This is a genomic window from Mesorhizobium sp. M1227 (assembly GCF_040318315.1).
Lineage (GTDB): Bacteria > Pseudomonadota > Alphaproteobacteria > Rhizobiales > Rhizobiaceae > Mesorhizobium.
In genome coordinates this window covers 172,904-193,827 of sequence record NZ_JAMYLZ010000007.1, presented here as the reverse complement: position 1 = coordinate 193,827, position 20,924 = coordinate 172,904, and the positions used below count along the sequence as shown (strand labels likewise).

Annotated in this window: 23 protein-coding genes and 1 tRNA gene; 13 read left to right on the top strand and 11 right to left on the bottom strand. The window is 62.6% G+C overall.

From position 1 onward, the window contains the following. Position 1: 1 nt before the first annotated feature. The 8 genes from kdpB to NKH28_RS12555 form a co-directional block, all read right to left on the bottom strand. On the bottom strand, positions 2–2,095 hold the full coding sequence (gene kdpB, locus NKH28_RS12590; protein ID WP_352979042.1) for a potassium-transporting ATPase subunit KdpB: 2,094 nt from the start codon (positions 2,093–2,095) through the stop codon (positions 2–4). 213 nt (positions 2,096–2,308) lie between these two features. Continuing rightward, positions 2,309–4,012, bottom strand: coding sequence for a potassium-transporting ATPase subunit KdpA (gene kdpA, locus NKH28_RS12585; RefSeq protein WP_352684459.1), 1,704 nt, complete (start codon positions 4,010–4,012; stop codon positions 2,309–2,311). A gap of 25 nt (positions 4,013–4,037) precedes the next feature. After that, positions 4,038–4,127 carry a K(+)-transporting ATPase subunit F gene (locus tag NKH28_RS12580; RefSeq protein WP_023675300.1) on the bottom strand — a complete coding sequence of 30 codons (90 nt, stop codon included), beginning with the start codon at positions 4,125–4,127 and terminating at the stop codon, positions 4,038–4,040. Between the two features lie 333 nt (positions 4,128–4,460). Continuing rightward, a complete protein-coding gene (locus NKH28_RS12575) occupies positions 4,461–5,942 on the bottom strand; it encodes a hypothetical protein (protein WP_352979040.1) in 1,482 nt (493 codons plus the stop codon). Between the two features lie 113 nt (positions 5,943–6,055). Further along, positions 6,056–6,238, bottom strand: coding sequence for a hypothetical protein (locus NKH28_RS12570; RefSeq protein WP_352469832.1), 183 nt, complete (start codon positions 6,236–6,238; stop codon positions 6,056–6,058). Then, positions 6,238–6,426 (bottom strand): DUF3606 domain-containing protein, encoded by a 189-nt coding sequence (locus tag NKH28_RS12565; RefSeq protein ID WP_352469459.1) that lies wholly within the window; start codon positions 6,424–6,426, stop codon positions 6,238–6,240. Before NKH28_RS12565 ends, NKH28_RS12570 begins: the two co-directional genes overlap by 1 nt. A 233-nt stretch (positions 6,427–6,659) precedes the next feature. Further along, positions 6,660–6,890, bottom strand: coding sequence for a hypothetical protein (locus NKH28_RS12560; RefSeq protein WP_352469460.1), 231 nt, complete (start codon positions 6,888–6,890; stop codon positions 6,660–6,662). A 372-nt stretch (positions 6,891–7,262) separates the two neighbouring features. Beyond that, positions 7,263–7,697: a DUF3597 domain-containing protein gene (locus NKH28_RS12555; RefSeq protein WP_352979038.1), complete on the bottom strand. Its 435-nt coding sequence runs from the start codon at positions 7,695–7,697 to the stop codon at positions 7,263–7,265. Between the two features lie 321 nt (positions 7,698–8,018). Here NKH28_RS12555 and NKH28_RS12550 point away from each other — a divergent pair, with 321 nt between their 5' ends. From NKH28_RS12550 to NKH28_RS12535, 4 genes are all read left to right on the top strand, one after another. After that, entirely contained in the window at positions 8,019–8,444 is a 426-nt protein-coding gene (locus NKH28_RS12550) for a cupin domain-containing protein (protein ID WP_352465923.1), read from the top strand. 120 nt (positions 8,445–8,564) lie between these two features. Then, positions 8,565–9,164: a YdeI/OmpD-associated family protein gene (locus NKH28_RS12545; protein WP_352501935.1), complete on the top strand. Its 600-nt coding sequence runs from the start codon at positions 8,565–8,567 to the stop codon at positions 9,162–9,164. A 462-nt stretch (positions 9,165–9,626) separates the two neighbouring features. Next, positions 9,627–9,899 (top strand): hypothetical protein, encoded by a 273-nt coding sequence (locus NKH28_RS12540; RefSeq protein ID WP_352469463.1) that lies wholly within the window; start codon positions 9,627–9,629, stop codon positions 9,897–9,899. Positions 9,900–10,169: 270 nt separating this feature from the next. Next, entirely contained in the window at positions 10,170–10,577 is a 408-nt protein-coding gene (locus NKH28_RS12535) for a hypothetical protein (protein ID WP_352979036.1), read from the top strand. A gap of 201 nt (positions 10,578–10,778) precedes the next feature. Here the strand turns inward: NKH28_RS12535 and NKH28_RS12530 are convergent. Beyond that, positions 10,779–10,868 (bottom strand) — tRNA-Ser (locus NKH28_RS12530). Positions 10,869–11,298: 430 nt separating this feature from the next. Here NKH28_RS12530 and NKH28_RS12525 point away from each other — a divergent pair. The 3 genes from NKH28_RS12525 (at position 11,299) to NKH28_RS12515 (ending at position 13,556) form a co-directional block, all read left to right on the top strand. Next, complete coding sequence (locus tag NKH28_RS12525; protein ID WP_352469464.1) at positions 11,299–11,622, top strand: hypothetical protein; 324 nt, start codon at positions 11,299–11,301, stop codon at positions 11,620–11,622. A 66-nt stretch (positions 11,623–11,688) separates the two neighbouring features. Beyond that, complete coding sequence (gene msrA / locus NKH28_RS12520) at positions 11,689–12,351, top strand: peptide-methionine (S)-S-oxide reductase MsrA (RefSeq protein WP_352918295.1); 663 nt, start codon at positions 11,689–11,691, stop codon at positions 12,349–12,351. 215 nt (positions 12,352–12,566) lie between these two features. Further along, complete coding sequence (locus NKH28_RS12515) at positions 12,567–13,556, top strand: BMP family lipoprotein (RefSeq protein ID WP_352469466.1); 990 nt, start codon at positions 12,567–12,569, stop codon at positions 13,554–13,556. An 84-nt stretch (positions 13,557–13,640) separates the two neighbouring features. On the opposite strand, the gene NKH28_RS12510 is transcribed toward NKH28_RS12515, so the two are convergent. Beyond that, positions 13,641–13,850, bottom strand: coding sequence for a SlyX family protein (locus NKH28_RS12510; RefSeq protein ID WP_031211352.1), 210 nt, complete (start codon positions 13,848–13,850; stop codon positions 13,641–13,643). Between the two features lie 180 nt (positions 13,851–14,030). Here NKH28_RS12510 and NKH28_RS12505 point away from each other — a divergent pair, with 180 nt between their 5' ends. Genes NKH28_RS12505 through deoA form a run of 6 tightly spaced genes read left to right on the top strand, consistent with a single transcriptional unit; the run spans position 14,031 to position 20,205 of the window. Beyond that, positions 14,031–15,563, top strand: a complete 1,533-nt coding sequence (locus NKH28_RS12505) for an ABC transporter ATP-binding protein (RefSeq protein WP_352539397.1) — start codon at positions 14,031–14,033, stop codon at positions 15,561–15,563. Next, complete coding sequence (locus NKH28_RS12500; protein ID WP_352979034.1) at positions 15,560–16,699, top strand: ABC transporter permease; 1,140 nt, start codon at positions 15,560–15,562, stop codon at positions 16,697–16,699. Before NKH28_RS12505 ends, NKH28_RS12500 begins: the two co-directional genes overlap by 4 nt. A gap of 1 nt (position 16,700) precedes the next feature. Beyond that, positions 16,701–17,672, top strand: coding sequence for an ABC transporter permease (locus NKH28_RS12495; RefSeq protein ID WP_352469471.1), 972 nt, complete (start codon positions 16,701–16,703; stop codon positions 17,670–17,672). Between the two features lie 6 nt (positions 17,673–17,678). Then, entirely contained in the window at positions 17,679–18,071 is a 393-nt protein-coding gene (gene cdd, locus NKH28_RS12490) for a cytidine deaminase (protein ID WP_352488680.1), read from the top strand. Further along, positions 18,068–18,886, top strand: coding sequence for a purine-nucleoside phosphorylase (locus NKH28_RS12485; protein WP_352539395.1), 819 nt, complete (start codon positions 18,068–18,070; stop codon positions 18,884–18,886). Before cdd ends, NKH28_RS12485 begins: the two co-directional genes overlap by 4 nt. Next, positions 18,886–20,205, top strand: a complete 1,320-nt coding sequence (deoA, locus tag NKH28_RS12480; protein WP_352539394.1) for a thymidine phosphorylase — start codon at positions 18,886–18,888, stop codon at positions 20,203–20,205. The genes NKH28_RS12485 and deoA overlap by 1 nt, the downstream gene beginning before the upstream one ends. A 110-nt stretch (positions 20,206–20,315) precedes the next feature. On the opposite strand, the gene NKH28_RS12475 is transcribed toward deoA, so the two are convergent. Next, positions 20,316–20,876 carry a TIGR02281 family clan AA aspartic protease gene (locus NKH28_RS12475; protein WP_352539393.1) on the bottom strand — a complete coding sequence of 187 codons (561 nt, stop codon included), beginning with the start codon at positions 20,874–20,876 and terminating at the stop codon, positions 20,316–20,318. Positions 20,877–20,924: the final 48 nt, after the last annotated feature.

Genomic DNA, 20,924 nt, shown 5'->3' with positions numbered 1-20,924 from the left:
CTTAGGCGAGACCGAGAGCGGTGATGGCCATGTCGATCATCTTGATGCCGACGAAGGGCACTACGACGCCGCCAAGGCCATAGACAATGAGATTGCGGCTGAGCAGCGCACCGGCGCCGACCGCGCGGTATTTGACGCCCCTCAGCGACAGCGGGATCAGCGCAATGATGATCAGCGCGTTGAAGATGATGGCCGAGAGGATAGCGCTCTGCGGCGTCGCCAGATGCATGACATTGAGCGCTTGCAGCGGCCCGGCGGTCTGGCCCGGGGCGATGTAGAAGACGGCGAATATTGCCGGGATGATGGCAAAATACTTGGCCACGTCGTTGGCGATGGAGAAGGTGGTCAGCGAGCCACGCGTCATCAGCAGCGCCTTGCCGATTTCGACGATCTCGATCAGCTTGGTCGGATCGCTGTCGAGATCGACCATGTTGCCGGCCTCGCGCGCCGCGACCGTGCCGGTGTTCATGGCAACGCCGACATCGGCCTGCGCAAGGGCCGGCGCATCGTTGGTGCCATCGCCGCACATCGCGACCAGTTTGCCTTTGGCCTGCTCGTCGCGGATCAGCTTCAACTTGTCCTCGGGCGTCGCCTGGGCAAGGAAGTCGTCGACGCCGGCTTCCGCCGCGATCGCCGCCGCGGTCATCGGATTATCGCCGGTGATCATCACCGTGCGGATGCCCATGCGGCGCAATTCGGCAAAGCGTTCTGCGATGCCGCCCTTGACGATGTCCTTCAGATGGACGACGCCGAGCAGGCGCCCGTCGCGCTCGACCGCGAGTGGAGTGCCACCCGATTTGGCGATCTCGTCGGCGATCGCCTGAAGGTCGCGGACGGTGTCGCTGCCGGGGCGCATACTGCCTGTGGCAATGGTCGAGAGGTTGACGTGGGCAAGTACCGCATCGACTGCGCCCTTGCGGACCGAGGAGCCTTCCAGATCGACACCGCTCATGCGGGTTTGCGCGGTGAAGGGCACGAAAGTCGCGTGCAGGCTTGCCATGTCGCGGGCGCGGATAGCGTATTTTTCCTTCGCCAGGACGACGATCGAGCGGCCTTCCGGCGTTTCGTCGGCAAGCGAGGCAAGCTGAGCCGCGTCGGCCAGTTCCTGTTCGGTGACGCCCTTGACCGGACGAAATGCCGTCGCCTGACGGTTGCCCAGCGTGATGGTTCCGGTCTTGTCGAGCAGCAGCGTGTCGACATCGCCGGCCGCCTCGACGGCGCGGCCCGACATGGCGAGCACGTTGAAGCGCACCAGGCGGTCCATGCCGGCAATGCCGATAGCCGACAGCAGGGCGCCAATTGTGGTCGGGATCAGGGTAACGAACAGGGCGACCAGCACGGTCACCGAGATATAGCCGCCCGAATACGAGGCGAAGCTCGGGATCGTCGCCGTCGCCAGCACGAAGATCAGCGTCATGCCGACGAGCAGGATGTTGAGCGCGATCTCGTTGGGTGTCTTCTGGCGCTCGGCGCCCTCGACCAGCGAGATCATGCGGTCGAGGAACGTATGACCGGCAGCCGCAATGATGCGCACGCGGATCCAGTCGGACAAGACCTGCGTGCCGCCGGTCACCGCCGAACGATCGCCTCCGGATTCGCGGATGACCGGTGCGGATTCGCCGGTGATGGCCGCCTCGTTGACCGACGCCACGCCTTCGACCACCTCGCCGTCCGAGGGGATGATGTCGCCGGCTTCGACAAGCACGATGTCGCCGACCTTCAGGCTGGTGCCGGGCACCAGTTTGAACTTGCTGCGGTCGCCACCGTTCAACAGCTTGGCCTGCGTCTCGGTTCGCGCCCGACGCAGCGAGTCAGCTTGCGCCTTGCCGCGGCCTTCGGCCACCGCTTCGGCGAAATTGGCGAAGAGCACGGTGAACCACAGCCAGATGATGATCTGCAGCGTGAAGCCAAGATCGCCGCCGCTGGTAACGAGATCCTTGACGAACAGCACGGTGGTGAGCGCCGAGACGACGGCGACGACGAACATCACCGGGTTTCGCATCAAGGTGCGCGGGTTCAGTTTTCTGAAGGAACCGCCGATAGCGGGCCACAGAATGCGGGTATCCATGATGCTCACGGATTTCGACGGGCTCATTTGGTAGCTCCAGTGTCGATGTTGTTGACCGGTCGATCGTGTGCCGAACGAAGGTGCGGCGGCCCGTAAGCCAGCAGCCAGATCATGATCAAGGCTGCCGCAATAGCGAGGAATGTGGACAGCGTCGGGAAAGGAGGGGGCGTTTTCTCCCCCTCCGGCTCGGGGCGATGCCGGACCTTTCGAGGTATGATCTTGAACCAGGGCATCGCCGTTTCAGAATGTCTGACCGTGAATCATCGCCAGGTGCTCGACGATCGGTCCGACCGCCAGGGCCGGGAAGAAGGTCAGGCCGCCGACGATCAGGATGACACCGGCCAGCAGCCCGACGAACAGCGGACCGTCGGTCGGGAAGGTGCCGGCGGAGGCAGGGACGGTCTTCTTTGCAACCAGCGAGCCAGCAATCGCCAACGCCGGAATAATGACCAGGAACCGGCCCATCAGCATGCCGATGCCGAGCGTTACGTTGTACCAGGGCGTGTTGCCGCTGAGGCCGCCAAAGGCGGAGCCATTGTTCGCCGCGGCCGAGGTGTAGGCATAGAGAACCTCGGAGAAGCCGTGCGGGCCGGCATTGGCGATGGAAGCAACGCCGGTCGGCAGCACCACCGCGATAGCGGTGAAGATCAGCATTGCAAGCGGCAGGCAGAGCACGCCCAGCATAGCCATCTTGACCTCCTTGGCCTCGATCTTCTTGCCGAGATATTCGGGCGTGCGTCCGACCATCAGCCCGGCGACGAAAACGGCAATGACGATGAACATCAGGATACCGTAGAAGCCGGCGCCGACGCCGCCGACAATAACCTCGCCGAGTTGCATGTTGATGATGGGGATCATGCCGCCGAGTGCGGTGAAGCTGTCATGCATGGCGTTGACCGCGCCGCAGGATGCGGCCGTGGTGATGACGGCAAACAGTGCCGACAGGGCGATGCCGAAGCGGCTCTCCTTGCCCTCCATGTTGCCGCCGTCGACGCCCAGCGCATGGACGAGCGGATTGCCGGCGGCTTCCGCCCAGTAGCAGACGGCAACGCCGGCGATGAACAGCACGCCCATAGCCGACAGAATTGCCCAGCCCTGGCGCTGGTTGCCTACCATGCGGCCGAAGACATTGGTTAACGCCGCGCCGAGGGCGAAGATCGTCACCATCTGGATCAGGTTGGAGATTGCATCGGGATTTTCGAAGGGATGCGCTGCATTGGCGTTAAAGAAACCGCCGCCATTGGTGCCGAGCATCTTGATGGCAACCTGGGAAGCGACCGGCCCGACCGCGATAGTCTGTTGCGCGCCTTCGAGCGTCGTCGCGTTGACGTAGGCAGCGAGCGTTTGCGGCATGCCGAGATAGACATAGACCAGAGTTAACACGATGCAAAAGGGCAAAAGCAGGTAGAGCGTGCCGCGGGTCATATCGACCCAGAAATTGCCGATCGATTTGCCTGAGGCCCTGGCAAAGCCGCGGATCAATGCGACCGCAATGGCGACGCCAGTCGCCGCCGACAGAAAATTCTGCACGGTCAAGCCGGCCATCTGCACGAGATAGGACATCGTGCTTTCGCCGCCGTAGTTCTGCCAGTTGGTGTTGGTCATGAAGCTGGCGGCGGTGTTGAAGGCCAGCCCAGGTTCGACGGCGGTCATGCCGGCCGGATTGTAGGGCAGGCCGCCTTGCAGCCGTTGCAGCGAATAGAGCACCAGGAAGCCGGCCAGGTTAAAGAACAGCAGGGCCGCCGCGTAGGAGGTCCAGTGCTGCTCCTCGCGCTCGCTGGTCCCTGATATGCGGTAGAGCCCGAGCTCGAGCGGGGCCAGAATTGACGACAGGAATGTGCGCTCGCCGCTGAAAACGCGATGCATGTAGCCGCCGAGCGGCTTGGCCAGCAGAACGACGATCCCGCAATAGACGAGGATCTGCAGCCATCCGTTGATTGTCATGGGGTTGGCTCCTTGCCAGCGGAGATCAGAAGCGTTCCGGGCGAACGAGGGCGTATGTCAGGTAGGCGAGAAGAAACAAGGTCACGGCGCCGCCGAGGATATAGTCGAAAAGCATGTTACGATCCCCTAAACTTACAGCTTGTCGCAAGCTTTGATGTAGCCGAAGCATAGAGCAAAGAACGCGATTCCAATCGCGACAAAAACTATGTCCACCGCGCGTTTTCCTTATGTTGTATTTGTTTTTTTACTTTAACAAACTATCCAAACCCGTCGCCGCATCATATCGGCGGCTGGATACACCGCTCCCGTGAATATGGATCAAAGTGCCATAAAGGTTCGAGACGGGACGCGGAGCAAAGAAATCAAAATCCCATAAGGATTTCGCCGCCTCGGCGCTGGCCGAAGCTTCAGGGGGGAGGTGCGCACCGGCGCGCGAAGCTGCCGGGGCTCAGTCCGCGCGGGTGTAGATCACCGCGTAATCGTCCGCATAGGCCCGCTTCCAGCCCAGTTGGTCGAAGAACGGAATGCGGCTGTCGTCGGCGGTCAACAATGCCCAGCCTATCGTATATTTGTCGAGTTGGGCTTTCAGGATCGGCTTGCCCCGGCTGTGCCCAGTCTGCTCATCCGTTTCCGTAAAGCCATTCAGGAAGAGCTGATCCGCGCGGCCGTCAATAAACGTCCTGATGTCATGAAAAATCAGCGTGCCGCCGAAATCGTAGGAGTTCAGCAGATTGCCCGACAGATTATGGGTTTGGGCAAAGGCCAGTGCGTCCCTCGCCGAGGTCTTCTGGCTCGGCGCGACCGGATAGCTCGTGAAGGCGGCAGCCGCCAAAACCAGCAAAACGGCAAGTCCAGCACAAATCCTGGAAAATTGCCGTGTGAAAAATTGTTCAAGTCCGTCACGCTTTTCCGCCGCCCATTTCTCGGCTGAAAGCGCTGGATATTGTTGCGCGACCTCGACGGCAAGGACCACCGGCACGAGAAGAAAGAACAGGTACATGAACCGTATGTGGGTGAGATAGACGTGCAACGTGAAGACAAGGAACAGCGCCTTGGCCCAGCCAATGCGCAATCTCGACACGAGCAGCCCGAAAAGCGCCACCAGCAGGGCCACCTCCTGGAGGGTGTGCCGCGCGGCGTCGAAGGGCTGCCACTCCGCAATGTAAGGCACCGCCTCATTGCCATAGGCCACGGTGAATGTGGCGAGTATGGCCTTGACGCCATAGGGATTGAGCAGGCTGACCAGTGGGCAAAGCAGCCCGAAAAGGATCCACTTGGCCAGCAGCCGGGGGTTCGACAAGCGTGTGCGCATGACGAGATCGAGGCCGGCGAAGGCGGCGATGACGAAACCGAAGGTGAAGGTGGCATGGAGATTGGCCCAGAGGCAAAGCAGCGGCAGCAGCCATAAGGGCGGTGCTTTCTCGTTGCGTGCGGCCTGGAAAAGACCGGCGGTCCAGACGACGATGATGGGCAAGGTAAAGATGTGCGGCCGGGCGACATAGATTGGCCCGATCAAGAGCGCGAGAACCAGCGTCAGTCCTATCGCCAGCGTCGGCTTCAACCACGCGCTGAGATGCCACGACGTCAAGAAGGCCGTAAGCGCGATTACTGCAGTCGCCAGCAGCACCACGCCGTTCCAGCCGCCGGCTTGAAAGGCAATTGCAAGGAGGACCTGGCTAAGCCATTCCTTGGCGATCCATGGCTGGCCGGCAAAAGTATAGGAATAGATGTCGACGGTGGGGAATGTGCGGCGTGCCAGCATATCCATGCCGACCTTGATGTGCCACCAGCTATCGGGATCCTGCAGGAGGGAGTGGGCAAAGGCGAGGAGCGCCGCCGCCATCACGACCGCCGCCAGCAGGCAAAACATCAGCCTCACATGCCGTATGTCGTCTATCGACGGCCTCGCCTCACCAGATATCCCGCGCATATGGCATCCCTGAGCCGCGATAGCGGAAGGAATAGGCCGAATTTCTTAGAAAACCGATAAGCTGCAGGATTGCGGCCACAACCCTGTGCCGCGCGTCCAACCGGCTCGGCGGCTCAGCCCTCGGCCTTGAAGTTCTTGGCTTCCTTCTCGACCTTCGGGCTGTCCTTGCCGTGCTTGCGCATCAGATCCTTCGCCTGCTTCGGCGAAACGTCGGTGGTTTCGGCCAGGCGCAGAGCCTCCTTTTCGTCCAGATCGCGCGTCTTGCGGTCGGCCATTGCGGTTTTCTTGTCAGCCATTACGACGCTCTTATGCTTTCGGCGATTTCGTTCAGCACCTTGCGGTCGGTGCCGTGGCGCTTGATCAGCGTGCGTGCCTGCTCAGGGGTAATGCCCGCTTCCTCGGCGAAGTGACGTACCTCATAGTCTTCGCCGCCCGCCATTCGTGAGCGGTCGCGACTGTCGGTCTTGGTTTTGTCGTCGGCCATGGCAGCTCTCCTCATCTCAACGAGAGCATAACGGGCAAGATTTCAGCGAGTTCCTTCGAGCGTGTCGCCCAACTACCGGCTTCGGGCATGACCCGGCATGAGCAGCGGTTTTGCTCAAAGCAAGGGCTTGGTGCCAGGCCGACCTTCACGCACAAACAGGCCGGCCTCTTTGGCGGCGCTGCCACCGCCCGCCACTGCTCCTGGGCGCAGCCTGATGTTCGTTCCAGATTGTTTTAATGGGAGCGATGGTCGAACACGACGCCCATGGTCCTACCAACCGCCGTCATGACGATAAGCTCGACCAGATCGTCGTCACTGTTGCCGCAGGCCGGAGCCGTCCTGCGAACGATGTCCAGCATCGCCCTCGTCGATATGGTGTCGCCGGCACCGAACCGTGAAAGCGCAGATGAAACAAGCTCTTGGGCTGTCAAGTCGGCGACCGTCACCCGCTTCACCACGTTCATTGGCTTCCTCCCACCATGAACCCTCTCCCGAGAGAATGATACGCCGAACGTCGCGTTTCGCCAGCAAAATGGTGGTCCTACCAGCGCGTGGGCAGCGACCGAAATCGTCGGTTTTGCGGGAGGCAATCCGGGCGCGAGGCGGCAGCGCTTTGTGCCATGCGACTTCCCATGGACCCAATCCCGGCGGCCGGGATCGGTCTCAGTTTTATCTAATGGCAGTCTGATGCTTGGCAGTGTGGTCTGCTCGGTTGCGGCCGAAGCCGGCGCAGCAAGAACCACGGTGCGGGCAGAACCGGTCTGTCTTTTTCGTTTGACGCAATTCCGGACGGAAAACCGTTCACACGTTTTCCTGGAATTGCTTGTCTTGTGACTCTAGGCGGCCAGGTCGCTCGGAAGCTCGCCGCCGTTCTCGGCCAGCTTTTTCATCAGTGCGTCGTGCAGCCACAGATTCATCGTTACAGTGTCGTTCATATCGCCGGTGTAGTTCAGCTCGTGGGCAAGCTCCTTGCGGGCGCCGAGGCTGCTGTCGATATTCAGAGCCTTCATAAGGTCGACGATCGAATTCTTCCAGTTGAGTTTCTGCCCCCTCGCGGCCACCGCCTTGTCGAGAATGGCAGCGATGTCCGGGGCAGAGGACGGCGCGGCCGGCGCGGCCGGAGCCGGGGTTGCAGCCGGGGCGGATCGGGTAGGCGCCGTCGGCTGGGTGGCCGTGCTCGAAGCAGGCGCGGGAGACGGTTGCGCCGGCGGCGCTTCGGCCGCAACCGCGTTTCCGAAAATCGCACCTTTGATACTGTCGAAAATGCCCATTGCTATCTCCTGTATTGGCTCGACGGTGTGTTGCCCTGACGGTCGGTGAGGCGACCGTTGCCGAATGCCGCATTGAGCGCCCTGGTTGTACCGGACCACGAACGCAACGCAGGGGCAACTCAAAACTGACTAAAAGGTAAAGGCTTGGTTGCATTGGGGGATCGGCTCAGTGATCCGGCCCGAGAGTAGAATAGGTCGGATCGCGGCCCGACAAATCGTCACGCGCAATGCACGAGGGAACGGTCAGCAGCCAGTTTTGCTGACGCAGACCAGAAAAATCATCTAGATTCGTGTTCGCAATTCGCTGAGAGGAACGAAGCCATGACAGCAGTCGTCGCATCCGACAGGCTCGAACGTTCGCTGGTTTGGGCAGAGGACGATCCGTCGGTCAAATGGGCCGGCGCTTTCGCGGTTTACGGCGGGCACGGCACCACCCAGTCCTCGGTCATTGTCTACGAGATCGAGCCCGGCAAGCGGCTCGGCTGGCACAGCGACGCCACCGAAGAGACGCAATACATCATCGCCGGCACCGGCGAGCTACACATTGAGGGCGGCACCACCCACCCGGTCGGGCCGGGCAGCGTCCTGGTACTTCCGACGCCGGTCAGGCACGACCTCGTCAACACCGGCACCGAAACCCTGCGCGCCGTCGCTTTCTTTGCGGCGGCGATGTTCACGCAGACATTCGACAACGTCATGCTGCCGCCGAAATCCCATGTCCTCGGAACGCCCAATCGTGCGGGCTGAATGCGTGCCGGCGAGAATCACCAGGCCTGCGGATTGCGGACTCGGAGCTGAGGTGAGCGCGCGCGCGGCCGGCCAGCGGTTTGGCGTCGTTACGCGCTCGCGTCATGGGCGGACCGGCTGATGGCGCCCGTCAAGGTCGACCCCGCCAAGGTGCGCGAGTTCAGGGATGCCGAAAGCTTCCATGCCTGGCTTGGCGAGCATCACGACAGCGAGGACGAAGTCTGGATCAAGATCCATAAGCTCGATTCGGGACTGCCGTCGATCACGCCGAAGCAAGCCATCGACGCGGCGTTGTGCTGGGGCTGGATCGATGCAGTGCGCAAGGCCTTGGACGGCAAAAGCTACCTGCAGCGCTACACCCCGCGCGGCAGGAAGAGCACCTGGAGCCAGATCAATGTCGACAATGTCGCCCGGCTGATCGAGGAGGGCCGGATGACCGAGCACGGGCTGAGGCAGGTCGATGCGGCCAAGGCCGACGGCCGCTGGGCGCGCGCCTACAAGAGCGGCAAGGAGATGAAGATCCCCGACGACCTCCAGGCGGCAATAGACGCCGAGCCCACGGCGAAAGAGATGCTGGCAAAGCTCAGCGGGCAAAACCGCTTCGCACTCGCCTTCCGCATCCACAACATGAAAACCGAAGCCGGACGCAAGAAGAAGATCGCGGCGTTCGTGGAGATGCTGAAGCGCGGCGAGACGATCTATCCGCAGGGCAGAAAGTAACATCTGACGAGGCGTGCCGGCGCTGCGTCTTGTGCTTGTCCCTGTCGGCGAGCCCCGAATGCGGCCGGATCACTGCTCAGGCCCACCTTCGATCCAGGCGATGTCGCCGACGATTTGTTTTCGACGAGCGTCGCCCGGCACTTCGACACCAGCTCTCATTCGTTTAGTTGATGCAGGAAAAAGTCTCGTCCTCACAGTCGGCATAGTATATTAGCAGGCGCTGTTATGAGGTTTTTGCCCGTTCAGGAGCCGACTGGCACGTGGGCCGTGTTTGATGCGACCGTGGATGTGCCTGCGGATTTCGCTGGCAGTTGCCTTATCGGCTTGCCGCGGGAGCGGGCGGAATGGCCCGCAGCAAGAGCCAATCGAGATGCTGCAAAAGGCACTTCGATTTGCCGGTTGTCAGCTGCCGGATCGGCACAAGCCGCGGTTCTTAGACTTAGACCGATAGGAGAGATTTCGATGATGCAAGAAAGGGTAATGGCGGCTGCGTTGGCAGCCAGGAATCAGGAAGCGGATATTCGTGGTGTCTTCGATATCACCAACAAAACCGATGCGCCAATTGGCCCCCGCCGATTGGGCGAGGCTATCCACTTTGTCGCCAATGCACCTATCGTTGGCTATGATGTTCACGCCGCCGTCATCAGATATGGCCCAGTCGGAACCCCCAGCCTCAGAGCAACAGATTGCGCACAGCTGTGGGAGAAGTTCGGCGAGGCCTTGCTGCAACACTGACGGGCAGACCTTTGGCGCGTATGGCACCACCATCGTGCAGGACACTTCCCTGGCGAGAACGACATGCAAGCCTGGCCGGTAATGTTGCAATTAAATTAGCGTGAGTGCATATTTTTTTGCTGGCTGGACTCGCAACCGGCCAGGCCCGGCGGCCGGCCGCCAACGGGCTGTCAGGCCGGCGACAAATGGCTCCGCAGGCCCGACGGTCCCTTGGCAAGATCGCCGGAACCACAGCATGATGCGGCGGCAAAACGGGTTTGGGAGAATGACATGCCTAAGGTTTCGGAACTCTTTTTCAAGACAGCCATCATCTTTCTTATTCTGGGAATTGCAGCTGGCCTGCAGATGGCAATTTCAAGCGATCACGGCGCGTTTCCGGCTCACGCGCACATCAATCTGCTGGGGTGGGTCACCAGTGCAATATTCGGCGGCTATTATGCGCTGAACCCGGCGAAGGCTGCCCGCAGGAGCGCGATGATCCACTATGGCGTCTACAATCTCGGCCTGGTCGTGATGCTGCCGGCGCTTTACCTGATGCTGCAGGGAAATCCGGCGCTCGAGCCGATCGTCGCCACCGGCTCAATGATTGTCGCTGCCGCCGTGCTGATCTTTGCCTTCGTGGTTTTCTCCGCCGAAACAGAGCGCTCGGTCTCGGGAATACAAGCGGTCCCGCGCTAGACGGGGCGGCGACGGTGCCGAGTCGACCAAGCCCGTGCTTCTGGTGAAGCGCGGGCCGATCGGTTGTAGGCTGATCTGAGGTAAGAGTGCGGCGAAGATGAAAGCCGCTCGCGCCCCCCTCTGCCTGCCTCAAGATACTGCATCGCAGCGGCAGTCGCCGTCCAGTGTCCCTTCAGACTCGGCGAGCCGGTGAGATTTAACTGGCGGAGAGAGCGGGATTCGAACCCGCGTTACGGTTTCCCGTAAACACACTTTCCAGGCGTGCGCCTTCAACCACTCGGCCACCTCTCCGTCTCTTTAGCATTTTCGACGCGGCCGGTTTCGCCGCGCGGGTTGGGGAGATGCATCTCCTTTGGGATTCCGGTGCCGGAATTCCGGCCGTGGGCGCCGTCAACCAGCGGATACCCTTTCCCCGCACCTGAGCCGTCAAAGCAACAGGCGCGGGGCTCATCTAGTCGATCCGGTGCCGAATGCCAAGACATAACGGCAGTCTATTCGCTTTGCCGGATACGGATGCTCAGCCCATGCCGCTGGGGCACCCGTTGGGAGCCTATCGAAAGGGGCGGCGGAGGTGTGCTTGCCGTCCCCGGCGCGCCACCGGTCCCGGCGAACCGGCGGCCGCAGGTTCAACTTCGCGTGTCGCGATTGCGGATAAAGCACGCAGATCCTATTTAACAGTCCACACGACATTCTGATAAACTCCTGGGGAGGAAGGGTCCGGATGTTCCGCTTTATCTTCCGTCTTGCCGCAATGATCGCGCTTTCGGTTTCGGTCATCATGGCCGTGCTCGATGCGACCCGCTCGGTGGCGGCTTCGGCGCTGGTGATGACTCCGCTCAACACCAGCTGGCTCGCGGTTTCGCCGGATACGCGCAGCGCCTTCGAAAGCTTCGTCCGCGACAAGGTCAACCCGCTGCTGTGGGACGGTGCCATCGCCTGGGTGCTCAGCCAGCCCGGCTTTGCCGTGTTCGCGGTGCTGGCGTTCATTCTTTATGCCATCGGTTACAGGCGGCAGCGCCCCAGCGGGCGGTTCGCCGCAACCTGACATTTCCAGCCTGACCCGGTGATCCCGTACCAGGAAGGCTCAACCAAGAAGAAAAGGAAGCCACACATGTTTCTCAGCGACATGCTGAACAAGAAGCTCAACCTGCCGAAACCCTCCGAGGCGTTGCCCGGCCGCGACCGGCCGATCCCGACGGCATCGAAGCACTTTGTCTCGAACAGGCCGCTCAAGGGTCCTTATCCCGAAGGGATGGAAATGGCGACGTTCGGGCTGGGCTGCTTCTGGGGCGCCGAGCGCCTGTTCTGGCAAGTCGAGGGCGTATGGGTCACGGCGGCCGGCTATGCCGGCGGCGTCACGCCCAACCCGACCTATCAGGAAACCTGCACGGGCCTGACAGGCCATGCCGAAGTCGTGCTCGTCATCTACGATCCCAAGATCGTGTCCTATGCCGAGCTCTTGAAGCTGTTCTGGGAAAGCCACGACCCGACGCAAGGCATGCGCCAGGGCAATGATGTCGGCACCACCTACCGTTCGGCGATCTATACGTTCAACGACGCGCAGTACCAGGCGGCGCTCGCCTCGCGCGATGCCTACGAGGCTTCGCTGCGCGGTGCCGGACGCGGCAAGATCACCACCGAGATCGCGCCGGCGCCGGAATTCTACTTCGCCGAGGAAGACCACCAGCAATATCTGGCGAAGAACCCTTACGGCTATTGCGGCCTGCAGGGAACCGGCGTCACCTGCGCCATTCCGGCCGCCGTCTCCGCCTGATTTTATGCCCCTGACGCAAGGAATATGCTGTGGCGCCGCGATGCGGCGCCATGCTTTTCCAAAGGGTCAAAATTCCACGTGAATTTTGTTTCGGGCCGTGCCAGATTGACCCGAAGCGGGAGGAAGACACTCCTGCCCGACACCGTATGCCTGCCGGAGAACCGGGCCGGCATGCGGTGCATAATGGACAAATAACCGACAGGGGTGTGGATCACATGAAACGTATCGTTCTCGGCCTCATGGCCGCAGCTGCAATGGTTCTTCCGGCCTTCGCCGCGGACATTCAACCCGCGATCCTCTATGATCTCGGCGGCAAGTTTGACAAGTCGTTCAACGAGGCGTCCTTCCACGGCGCTGAAAAGTTCAAGACCGAGACCGGCATCCCCTATGTGGAATTCGAGGTCAGCAACGCCACCCAGCGCGAGCAGGCGCTGCGCCGTTTCGCCGAGGACGGCCGCAACCCGATCGTCATGGCGGGCTTCTCGTGGGCTGACGCGCTTGACAAGATCGCAACCGAGTTCCCCGACACCAAATTCGCCATCATCGACATGGTCGTCGACAAGCCCAATGTCCGCTCCCTGGTCTATAAGGAGCAGGAAGGCTCGTACCTCGTCGGCGTGATGGCGGCGATGGCTTCCAAGACCAAGAAGGTCGGCTTCGTCGGCGGCATGGATATTCCGCTGATCCGCAGGTTCGGCTGCGGCTATGTCGGCGGCGCCAAGGCGGCCGGGGCCACCGACGTCATCCAGAACATGACCGGCGATACGCCGGCAGCCTGGAACGATCCGGCCAAGGGCGGCGAGATCGCCAAGACGCAAATCGACCAGGGCGCCGACGTAATCTACGCAGCGGCGGGCGGCACCGGTGTCGGTGTGCTGCAGGCAGCGGCCGACGCCGGCAAGCTCGGCATCGGCGTTGATTCCAACCAGAACGGCCTGCAGCCCGGCAAGGTGCTGACCTCGATGGTCAAGCGCGTCGACGTTGCCGTCTACAACACCTTCATGGATGCCAAGAACGACAAGTTCACGGCGGGCGTCAACGATCTCGGCCTCAAGGAAGGCGGCGTCGACTACGCCATGGACGACAACAACAAGGCGCTTGTCGACGATGCGATGAAAGCGGCGGTCGAAAAAGCCAAGGCCGACATCATCGCCGGCACCATCAAGGTGCACGACTACATGTCGGACAATGCCTGCCCGTATTGATCGATTGCTGTTATTGATCGACTGGCACTGCTGAAGTGACGAGCCGCCGGGTGAAAGCCCGGCGGTTTTGTCTTGTCGGCCCGCTCACCAGTGCGGCGGCTTGGTCACCGGCACGTCGGGCGCGGCCTGTTCCTCCAGCGCCAGGAAGCGCTCGGCCAGCGCGTCGAGCTTGCGCTGCATGCGCTCGATCACCTTCCACTGCTCGGCGATCTGGCCGGAAAGTTCCTCGATGGTCTTCTCCTGCTCGGCGGCGCGGATTTCCAGCGTCGTCAGCCGGTCCTCGGGCATGGTCATTTGAAATCCTCGATCAGGCGATTGTGCAGGCTGCGGCCACGTTGGAAATTGACAAGCATGGCGGGATTTGTCGAGAGTGAACCTGCTCCGGCCAATTGCTACGGACCCAATTGGCACAGACTGGGCGTCATGCTAGGCGTTTGACCAAGCGGTAAAAAAATAACAGTGGGAACAGGCTGCATGGCGCAAGCCGCAATCGAGCTGATCGGCATCGACAAGAGCTTTGGCGCCGTGCGCGCCAACCGTGACATCAATCTGGAGATTATGCGCGGCACCATCCATGGCATCGTCGGCGAAAACGGCGCCGGCAAGTCGACGCTGATGTCGATCCTCTATGGTTTCTACCAAGCCGATTCCGGCGAGATCCGTGTCGGCGGCCAGCCGGCATCGATCAAGACACCGAATGATGCGATCGCGCTCGGCATCGGCATGGTGCATCAGCATTTCATGCTGGTCGACAATTTCTCGGTGCTGGAAAACGTCATTCTCGGCGCCGAAAGCGATGCGCTGCTGAAGAAGAGCATTGCCAAGGCGCGTTCCGAGCTGGAGCGGCTCGAGCGCGAATACGGGCTCGAAGTCGATCCCGACGCCATCATCGAGGAGTTGCCGGTCGGCCTGCAGCAACGCGTCGAAATCCTCAAGGCGCTCTATCGCGGCGCCGAGATCCTGATCCTCGATGAGCCGACAGGCGTGCTGACGCCGGCCGAGGCCGACCACCTGTTCCGCATCCTCAGGCAGCTGAAGGAGCAGGGCAAGACGATCGTGCTGATCACCCACAAGCTGCGCGAGATCATGGCGATCACCGACACGGTGTCGGTGATGCGCCAGGGCACGATGGTGGCGACACGCGAAACCAGGAAGACCACGGTCGAGGAGCTGGCCGAGCTGATGGTCGGCCGGCGCGTGCTGCTGCGCGTCGAAAAGGGCGAGGCGAAGGCCGGCGGCGTCAAGCTTGCGGTCAAGAACCTGACGGTCAAGGATTCCCGCGGCGTCACCATGGTCGACGACGTCTCCTTCGACGTCCATGCCGGCGAGATCGTCGGCATTGCCGGCGTCGCCGGCAACGGGCAGTCCGAATTGCTCGAGGCGATTTCCGGCATCAGGCATGCCGTTTCGGGCTCGGTCATGCTCGACGGCAAGCCGATCGACCTCACCGGCGCCGCCGACCCTGGCGAGTTGCGCGAGCGCGGCCTTGCCCATGTGCCGGAGGACCGCCATCATGTCGGGCTCGTGCTGGCCTTCGAGGAGAACGAGAATTCGATCCTCGGTTATCAGGACGACGCGCGCTATCTGAAGGGGCCGTTCCTCGACATCGATGCCATCCGTAACGATGCCAGGGACAAGATCGTCAAATATGACATCCGCCCGGCGGACTGCCGCCTCAAGACCGCCAATTTCTCCGGCGGCAACCAGCAGAAGATCGTGCTGGCGCGGGAAATGGAACAAGATCCCGGCGTGTTGATCGTCGGCCAGCCGACACGCGGCGTCGATGTCGGCGCCATCGAATTCATCCACAAGCGCCTCATAGCCATGCGCGACCAGGGCAAGGCGGTGCTGGTGGTTTCGGTCGAGCTCGACGAGATCCGCTCGCTGTCCGACCGCATCCTGGTGATGTTTGCCGGCCGCGTCGTCGGCGAACGCGGCCCCGACGCGACCGAGGGCGAGCTCGGCCTGCTGATGGCCGGCGTCGAGCACCGGGAGGCCGCCGAGTGAGCACCCCCTATGCCAAGCTGCCGGCCTGGGCCGATTACGTGCTGATCCCGCTGATCAATCTGTTCGTCGCATTCGTCGTCGCCGGCTTCGTCGTCATATTGGTCGGCGAGAACCCGCTGCGTGCAGCCGTCATCCTGGTCGAGGGTGCCTTCGGCCGCGGCCAAGGCATCGCGTTCACGCTTTTCTATGCCACCACCTTCATCTTCAGTGGGCTTTCGGTGGCGGTTGCGGCGCATTGCGGCCTGTTCAACATCGGTGGCGAGGGCCAGGGCTACATCGCCGGTCTCGGCATAGGCATCGTTTGCCTGGCCTTCGACAGCCTGCTCCCTTGGTGGCTGACCTTCCCGATCGCCATTATCGCCGCCGCGGCGATGGGCGCGCTGTGGGCGCTGATCCCGGCCTATCTGCAGGCCAAGCGCGGCTCGCATATCGTCATCACCACCATCATGTTCAACTTCATCGCCGCCAGCGTCATGGTCTATGCGCTGGTGGGGATGCTGAAGCCGCCCGGCTCGATGGCGCCGCAGACGCGCACCTTCCTCGAAGGCGCGCAATTGCCGAAGCTCAACTGGGTCATCGAATTGTTCGGCGCCAAAATCCGTTCGGCGCCATTCAACGTCAGTTCCCTGCTGGCGCTAGCCATGGCCTTTCTGGTGTGGGTGCTGATCTGGCGCACGAAGCTCGGCTACGAGATGCGCACCTATGGCCACAGCCCGAAAGCGGCGCGTTATGCCGGGATTTCGGAGATCCGCATCATCATCATTGCGATGATGATCTCGGGCGCGCTGGCCGGCATGATGGCGCTCAACCCGACGATGGGCGACCAGCACAATGTCGCGCTCGAATTCGTTTCGGGCGCCGGTTTCGTCGGCATCGCGGTGGCACTGATGGGACGCCTGCACCCGGTCGGCATCGTGCTGGCGGCGATCCTGTTCGGCATGCTCTACCAGGGCGGCGCCGAGCTCGCCTTCGAGATGCCGGTGATCAGCCGCGACATGATCGTCATCATCCAGGGCCTCGTGATCCTGTTCGCCGGCGCGCTCGAGCATATGTTCCGGCCCTACGTCCAGGCGTTGTTCGCCTCGCTCAGCCCGAAATCGGTCGGCATGGAAGCGGTCAAGGGGAAGGGCGCCTGAGATGGATTTCTTCAACGCCATCGTACAGGTCCTGGACTCGACCATCCGCCTGTCTGTGCCCTTGCTGCTCGCCTGTCTCGCCGGCCTCTATTCGGAGCGGGCCGGCGTCTTCGACATCGGGCTCGAGGGCAAGATGCTTGTCGGCGCCTTCGCCGGTGCGGCCGCCGCCTCGGTCTTCCACTCGGCCTATCTCGGCCTCGGCATGGCCATCCTCATCTCGGTTGCCTTCGCGCTGATCCACGGCTTTGCCTCGATCACCCATCGCGGCAACCAGATCGTTTCCGGCGTCGCGATCAATTTCATTGCCGCCGGATCGACGATCATGCTCGGCCAGGCCTGGTTCCAGCAAGGCGGGCGCACGCCGGCGCTGGCCGCCGGCGAGCGCTTCGAGGCAATCATCTGGCCGGGCGCAGAGGCGCTCAGGAGCGTTCCGATTCTCGGGCCGATCTATTCGGAACTCATCTCCGGCCATTCCGTGCTGGTCTATCTCGCCTTCCTGGCCGTGCCGTTCACCTGGTGGGTGCTATTTCGCACCCGCTTCGGCTTGCGCCTGCGCGCCGTCGGCGAGAACCCGGCCGCGGTCGACACCGCCGGCATATCAGTCGCCTGGCTGCGCTATCGGGCGCTGATCTGCACCGGCGTGCTCACCGGCATTGCCGGAGCCTATCTGTCGATGGTGCAGAATGGCGGCTTCGTGAAGGACATGACCGCCGGCAAGGGCTATATCGCGCTGGCCGCGCTGATCTTCGCCAAATGGAAACCGGTCAACGCCATGTTCGCCTGCCTGCTGTTCGGCTTCCTCGACGCCGCGTCGATCCGCCTGCAAGGCACGCCGCTGCCGCTGATCGGCAAGGTGCCGGTGCAATTCATGCAGGCGCTGCCCTATGTGCTGACCGTCATCCTGCTTGCCGGCTTCATCGGCAAGGCAATCCCGCCGCGCGCCGGCGGCGTGCCTTATGTCAAGGAACGCTGATCTATTATGGCTCATGATCTGTTCGAAGCGGCGAAAGCCGCCATGGCCAAGGCCTATGCGCCCTATTCGAAATTTCCAGTCGGCGCGGCGTTGCGCACCGAGGACGGCCGTGTCTTCACCGGCGCCAATGTCGAGATCGCGTCCTATCCGGAGGGCTGGTGCGCCGAAACCACCGCACTTGCCAACTACATCATGGGCGGCGGCGGCAAAATCACGGAAATCGCCGTGATCGCCGAACGCGTGGCAAAATGCTCGCCCTGCGGCGGCTGCCGGCAGCGGCTGGCGGAATTCTGCCGGCCGGAGACGAAGTTCTATCTCTGCGATGATAGCGGCGTGGTCGAGACCGTGACCATGGGCGAGTTGCTGCCATACGGGTTTGAAGGCGATGTGCTGAAATGAAGGAAGCGCTCGATCACCTCGTCGAAAGGCTGGACGGGCTGGCGCCGACTACCGCCTTGGTGCTGGGGTCAGGGCTTGGCGGGCTTGTCGACCAAGTCGAGGATGCGGTGCGAATCTCCTACGCCGACTTGCCGGGGTTTCCCCGAAGCGGAGTCAGCGGCCATGCCGGCGAGGTGGTGGCGGGGCTCTTTGCCGGCACGCCGGTGCTGATGCTGTCCGGCCGGGCGCATTATTACGAGCACGGCAACGCGGCGGCGATGCGGCCGGCACTCGAGGTGCTCGCCGGCCTCGGCATCTCCAGGCTGATCCTCACCAACGCCGCCGGTTCGGTCGATCCCGGGATGGGCCCGGGCTCGGTGATGCTGATCACCGATCACATCAATTTCTCGGGCTCCAACCCGCTGATCGGCGAACCGAGCGACCGCCGTTTCGTCGGCCTGACCGAAGCCTATGACGCCGGTCTCCGCTCCGCCATCGAGCAGGCGGCGAAGGCCACCGGTACCAAGCTGCACAAGGGCGTCTATATGTGGTTCTCCGGCCCATGCTTCGAGACGCCCGCCGAGATCCGCATGGCGCGCGTCATGGGCGCCAACGCCGTCGGCATGTCGACGGTGCCGGAGGTCATTCTCGCCCGCTTCCTCGGGCTGCGCGTCGCCGCGTGTTCGGTCGTGACCAACCTTGCCGCCGGCATGACCGGAGCCGAGCTGTCGCACCAGGAGACCAAGGACATGGCACCGGTCGGCGGCGCGCGGCTGGCGACCATTCTGCAGCGTGTTTTTCAGGACGGGCTTCCGGAGCACAGGGTCGACGCCTGATGCTTCCCCAGGAAATCATCCGCCGCAAGCGCGACGGCCAGAAGCTCTCGGCTGAGGAGACAGCGTTCTTCATCGAGGGTCTGACCGCCGGCACAGTCACCGACGCGCAGGTCGGCGCCTTTGCCATGGCGGTGTTCTTCAACGGCATGAGCCGCGACGAGGCGGTGGCGCTGACTATGGCGATGCGCGATTCCGGCGATGTGCTCGACTGGTCGGATCTGCCCGGTCCGGTCACCGACAAGCATTCGACCGGCGGCGTCGGCGACAATGTCTCCTTGATGCTGGCGCCGATCGTCGCTGCCTGCGGCGCCTATGTGCCGATGATTTCCGGCAGGGGTCTGGGCCATACCGGCGGCACGCTGGACAAGATGGATGCCATCCCCGGCTATATCAGCCAGCCGGATGTTGCGCGCTTCCGCAAGACGGTGCTCGAAACCGGCTGCGCCATCATCGGCCAGACCGCCGATCTCGCACCCGCCGACGCCAGGCTCTACGCCATCCGCGATGTGACGGGAACGGTCGAATCGGTGCCGCTGATCACTGCTTCGATCCTGTCGAAGAAGCTGGCCGCCGGCCTCAATTCGCTGGTGCTTGACGTCAAGGTCGGCAACGGGGCCTTCATGGAGAAATCGCGCGACGCAACCGCACTGGCCAACAGCCTGGTCGACGTCGCCAATGGCGCCGGCCTTAAGGCCTCGGCGCTGGTCACCGGCATGAACGAGCCCCTGGCGTCCGCCGCCGGCAATGCGGTCGAGGTGCGCAACGCCGTCGATTTTCTCACCGGCCGCTTTCGCGACCGGCGGCTGGAGGACGTGACGCTGGCGCTGGCCGCCGAGATGCTGCAATCGGCAGGCCTGGTGTCGTCCAACCAGGACGGCCTGCGCCGCGCCGCCGAGACGCTGGCCGGCGGCCGCGCCGCTTCCATCTTCGCGCGCATGGTGGCGGCACTGGGCGGTCCCGTCGACTTTGTCGACAATCCGGAAAAATATCTGCCGAAAGCGGCAACGGAATTCGCGGTCAAGGCGAGCGCGAACGGCTTTGTCACCGGCATCGCGACCCGCGAGATCGGGCTTGCCGTGGTCGGGCTTGGCGGCGGGCGGACGCGGCCCGACGACAGGATCGATCACGCCGTTGGCATCACCAGGCTGTTGCCGGTCGGCGCTGAAGTGCGGGCCGGCGAAGCGCTGGCGCTGGTCCATGCCCGCAATACCGGGGATGCCGAAGCGGCCGCGGCCGCCGTGCTTTCGGCGTATACCATCGGCACTTTCAAACCGGCCACGGAGAAAACCGTCATCCGGCGGATCCTGCCCCGCGGGTAGAGCCATTCCGACGGTATCGGATGGGTTCTATCTTTCTTTGGACCACGATCTTGTCCGAAGACTGGTCCCCAACTTTTCGCAGGCGCGGACCTGCGGTTCGGGATCACGTTCTACTGAACCAGCAGCAGCTTGCCGCCTTCGACCTGGTATTTTTCGAGCCGCTGCAGAAAGCTCATGCCGATCAGGTTGGTGTGCAGCGCCCTGTCGTCGAGCACGACGGCCTCGACGCCCTCGACGGTGATCTTGCCGATCTGCAGGCGATCAATCGTCACCACGGCGGCCTTGATCGCACCATTGGCGGTGTTGACCTGATGGCTGAAGTCGGTCGAATTGAGCGAGATGCCGATCCTGCGCGCGGTCGAGGTGTTGATGGCGACGAGCGTCGCACCGGTGTCGATCATGCCGTCGACCTGGCGACCGTTCAACTTGAAGAGCGACATGAAATGCCCGCGCGCGTCCGCGGTGACGACGACCTTGCGGCCGAGCGGCTGCGGCGTTGCGGGCCTGTTCGGGACGGCGGCGAGATTCAGGTCGGTTTGTGTGTCGGCCGGCCTGGCTCCGATGGCTGATTTCAACAGCCGCTCGATTACCTGTGAATTGGACTGATACACGATCGGCAGCGATGCCGACGTTCCGGCAAACACGCCAAGGATGAGAAGCTTGCGCAGCATGGACCGGCCTTTGTGGTTGCCGATCCTTAGTCCGACATGGTGTTTGCC

Coding starts and splice junctions, on each gene's coding strand:
- kdpB (WP_352979042.1), bottom strand. CDS start 2,095: ATGAGCCCGTCGAAATCCGTGAGCATCATGGATACCCGCATTCTGTGG.
- kdpA (WP_352684459.1), bottom strand. CDS start 4,012: ATGACAATCAACGGATGGCTGCAGATCCTCGTCTATTGCGGGATCGTC.
- NKH28_RS12580 (WP_023675300.1), bottom strand. CDS start 4,127: ATGCTTTTCGACTATATCCTCGGCGGCGCCGTGACCTTGTTTCTTCTC.
- NKH28_RS12575 (WP_352979040.1), bottom strand. CDS start 5,942: ATGCGCGGGATATCTGGTGAGGCGAGGCCGTCGATAGACGACATACGG.
- NKH28_RS12570 (WP_352469832.1), bottom strand. CDS start 6,238: ATGGCTGACAAGAAAACCGCAATGGCCGACCGCAAGACGCGCGATCTG.
- NKH28_RS12565 (WP_352469459.1), bottom strand. CDS start 6,426: ATGGCCGACGACAAAACCAAGACCGACAGTCGCGACCGCTCACGAATG.
- NKH28_RS12560 (WP_352469460.1), bottom strand. CDS start 6,890: ATGAACGTGGTGAAGCGGGTGACGGTCGCCGACTTGACAGCCCAAGAG.
- NKH28_RS12555 (WP_352979038.1), bottom strand. CDS start 7,697: ATGGGCATTTTCGACAGTATCAAAGGTGCGATTTTCGGAAACGCGGTT.
- NKH28_RS12550 (WP_352465923.1), top strand. CDS start 8,019: ATGACAGCAGTCGTCGCATCCGACAGGCTCGAACGTTCGCTGGTTTGG.
- NKH28_RS12545 (WP_352501935.1), top strand. CDS start 8,565: ATGGCGCCCGTCAAGGTCGACCCCGCCAAGGTGCGCGAGTTCAGGGAT.
- NKH28_RS12540 (WP_352469463.1), top strand. CDS start 9,627: ATGATGCAAGAAAGGGTAATGGCGGCTGCGTTGGCAGCCAGGAATCAG.
- NKH28_RS12535 (WP_352979036.1), top strand. CDS start 10,170: ATGCCTAAGGTTTCGGAACTCTTTTTCAAGACAGCCATCATCTTTCTT.
- NKH28_RS12525 (WP_352469464.1), top strand. CDS start 11,299: ATGTTCCGCTTTATCTTCCGTCTTGCCGCAATGATCGCGCTTTCGGTT.
- msrA (WP_352918295.1), top strand. CDS start 11,689: ATGTTTCTCAGCGACATGCTGAACAAGAAGCTCAACCTGCCGAAACCC.
- NKH28_RS12515 (WP_352469466.1), top strand. CDS start 12,567: ATGAAACGTATCGTTCTCGGCCTCATGGCCGCAGCTGCAATGGTTCTT.
- NKH28_RS12510 (WP_031211352.1), bottom strand. CDS start 13,850: ATGACCATGCCCGAGGACCGGCTGACGACGCTGGAAATCCGCGCCGCC.
- NKH28_RS12505 (WP_352539397.1), top strand. CDS start 14,031: ATGGCGCAAGCCGCAATCGAGCTGATCGGCATCGACAAGAGCTTTGGC.
- NKH28_RS12495 (WP_352469471.1), top strand. CDS start 16,701: ATGGATTTCTTCAACGCCATCGTACAGGTCCTGGACTCGACCATCCGC.
- cdd (WP_352488680.1), top strand. CDS start 17,679: ATGGCTCATGATCTGTTCGAAGCGGCGAAAGCCGCCATGGCCAAGGCC.
- NKH28_RS12485 (WP_352539395.1), top strand. CDS start 18,068: ATGAAGGAAGCGCTCGATCACCTCGTCGAAAGGCTGGACGGGCTGGCG.
- deoA (WP_352539394.1), top strand. CDS start 18,886: ATGCTTCCCCAGGAAATCATCCGCCGCAAGCGCGACGGCCAGAAGCTC.
- NKH28_RS12475 (WP_352539393.1), bottom strand. CDS start 20,876: ATGCTGCGCAAGCTTCTCATCCTTGGCGTGTTTGCCGGAACGTCGGCA.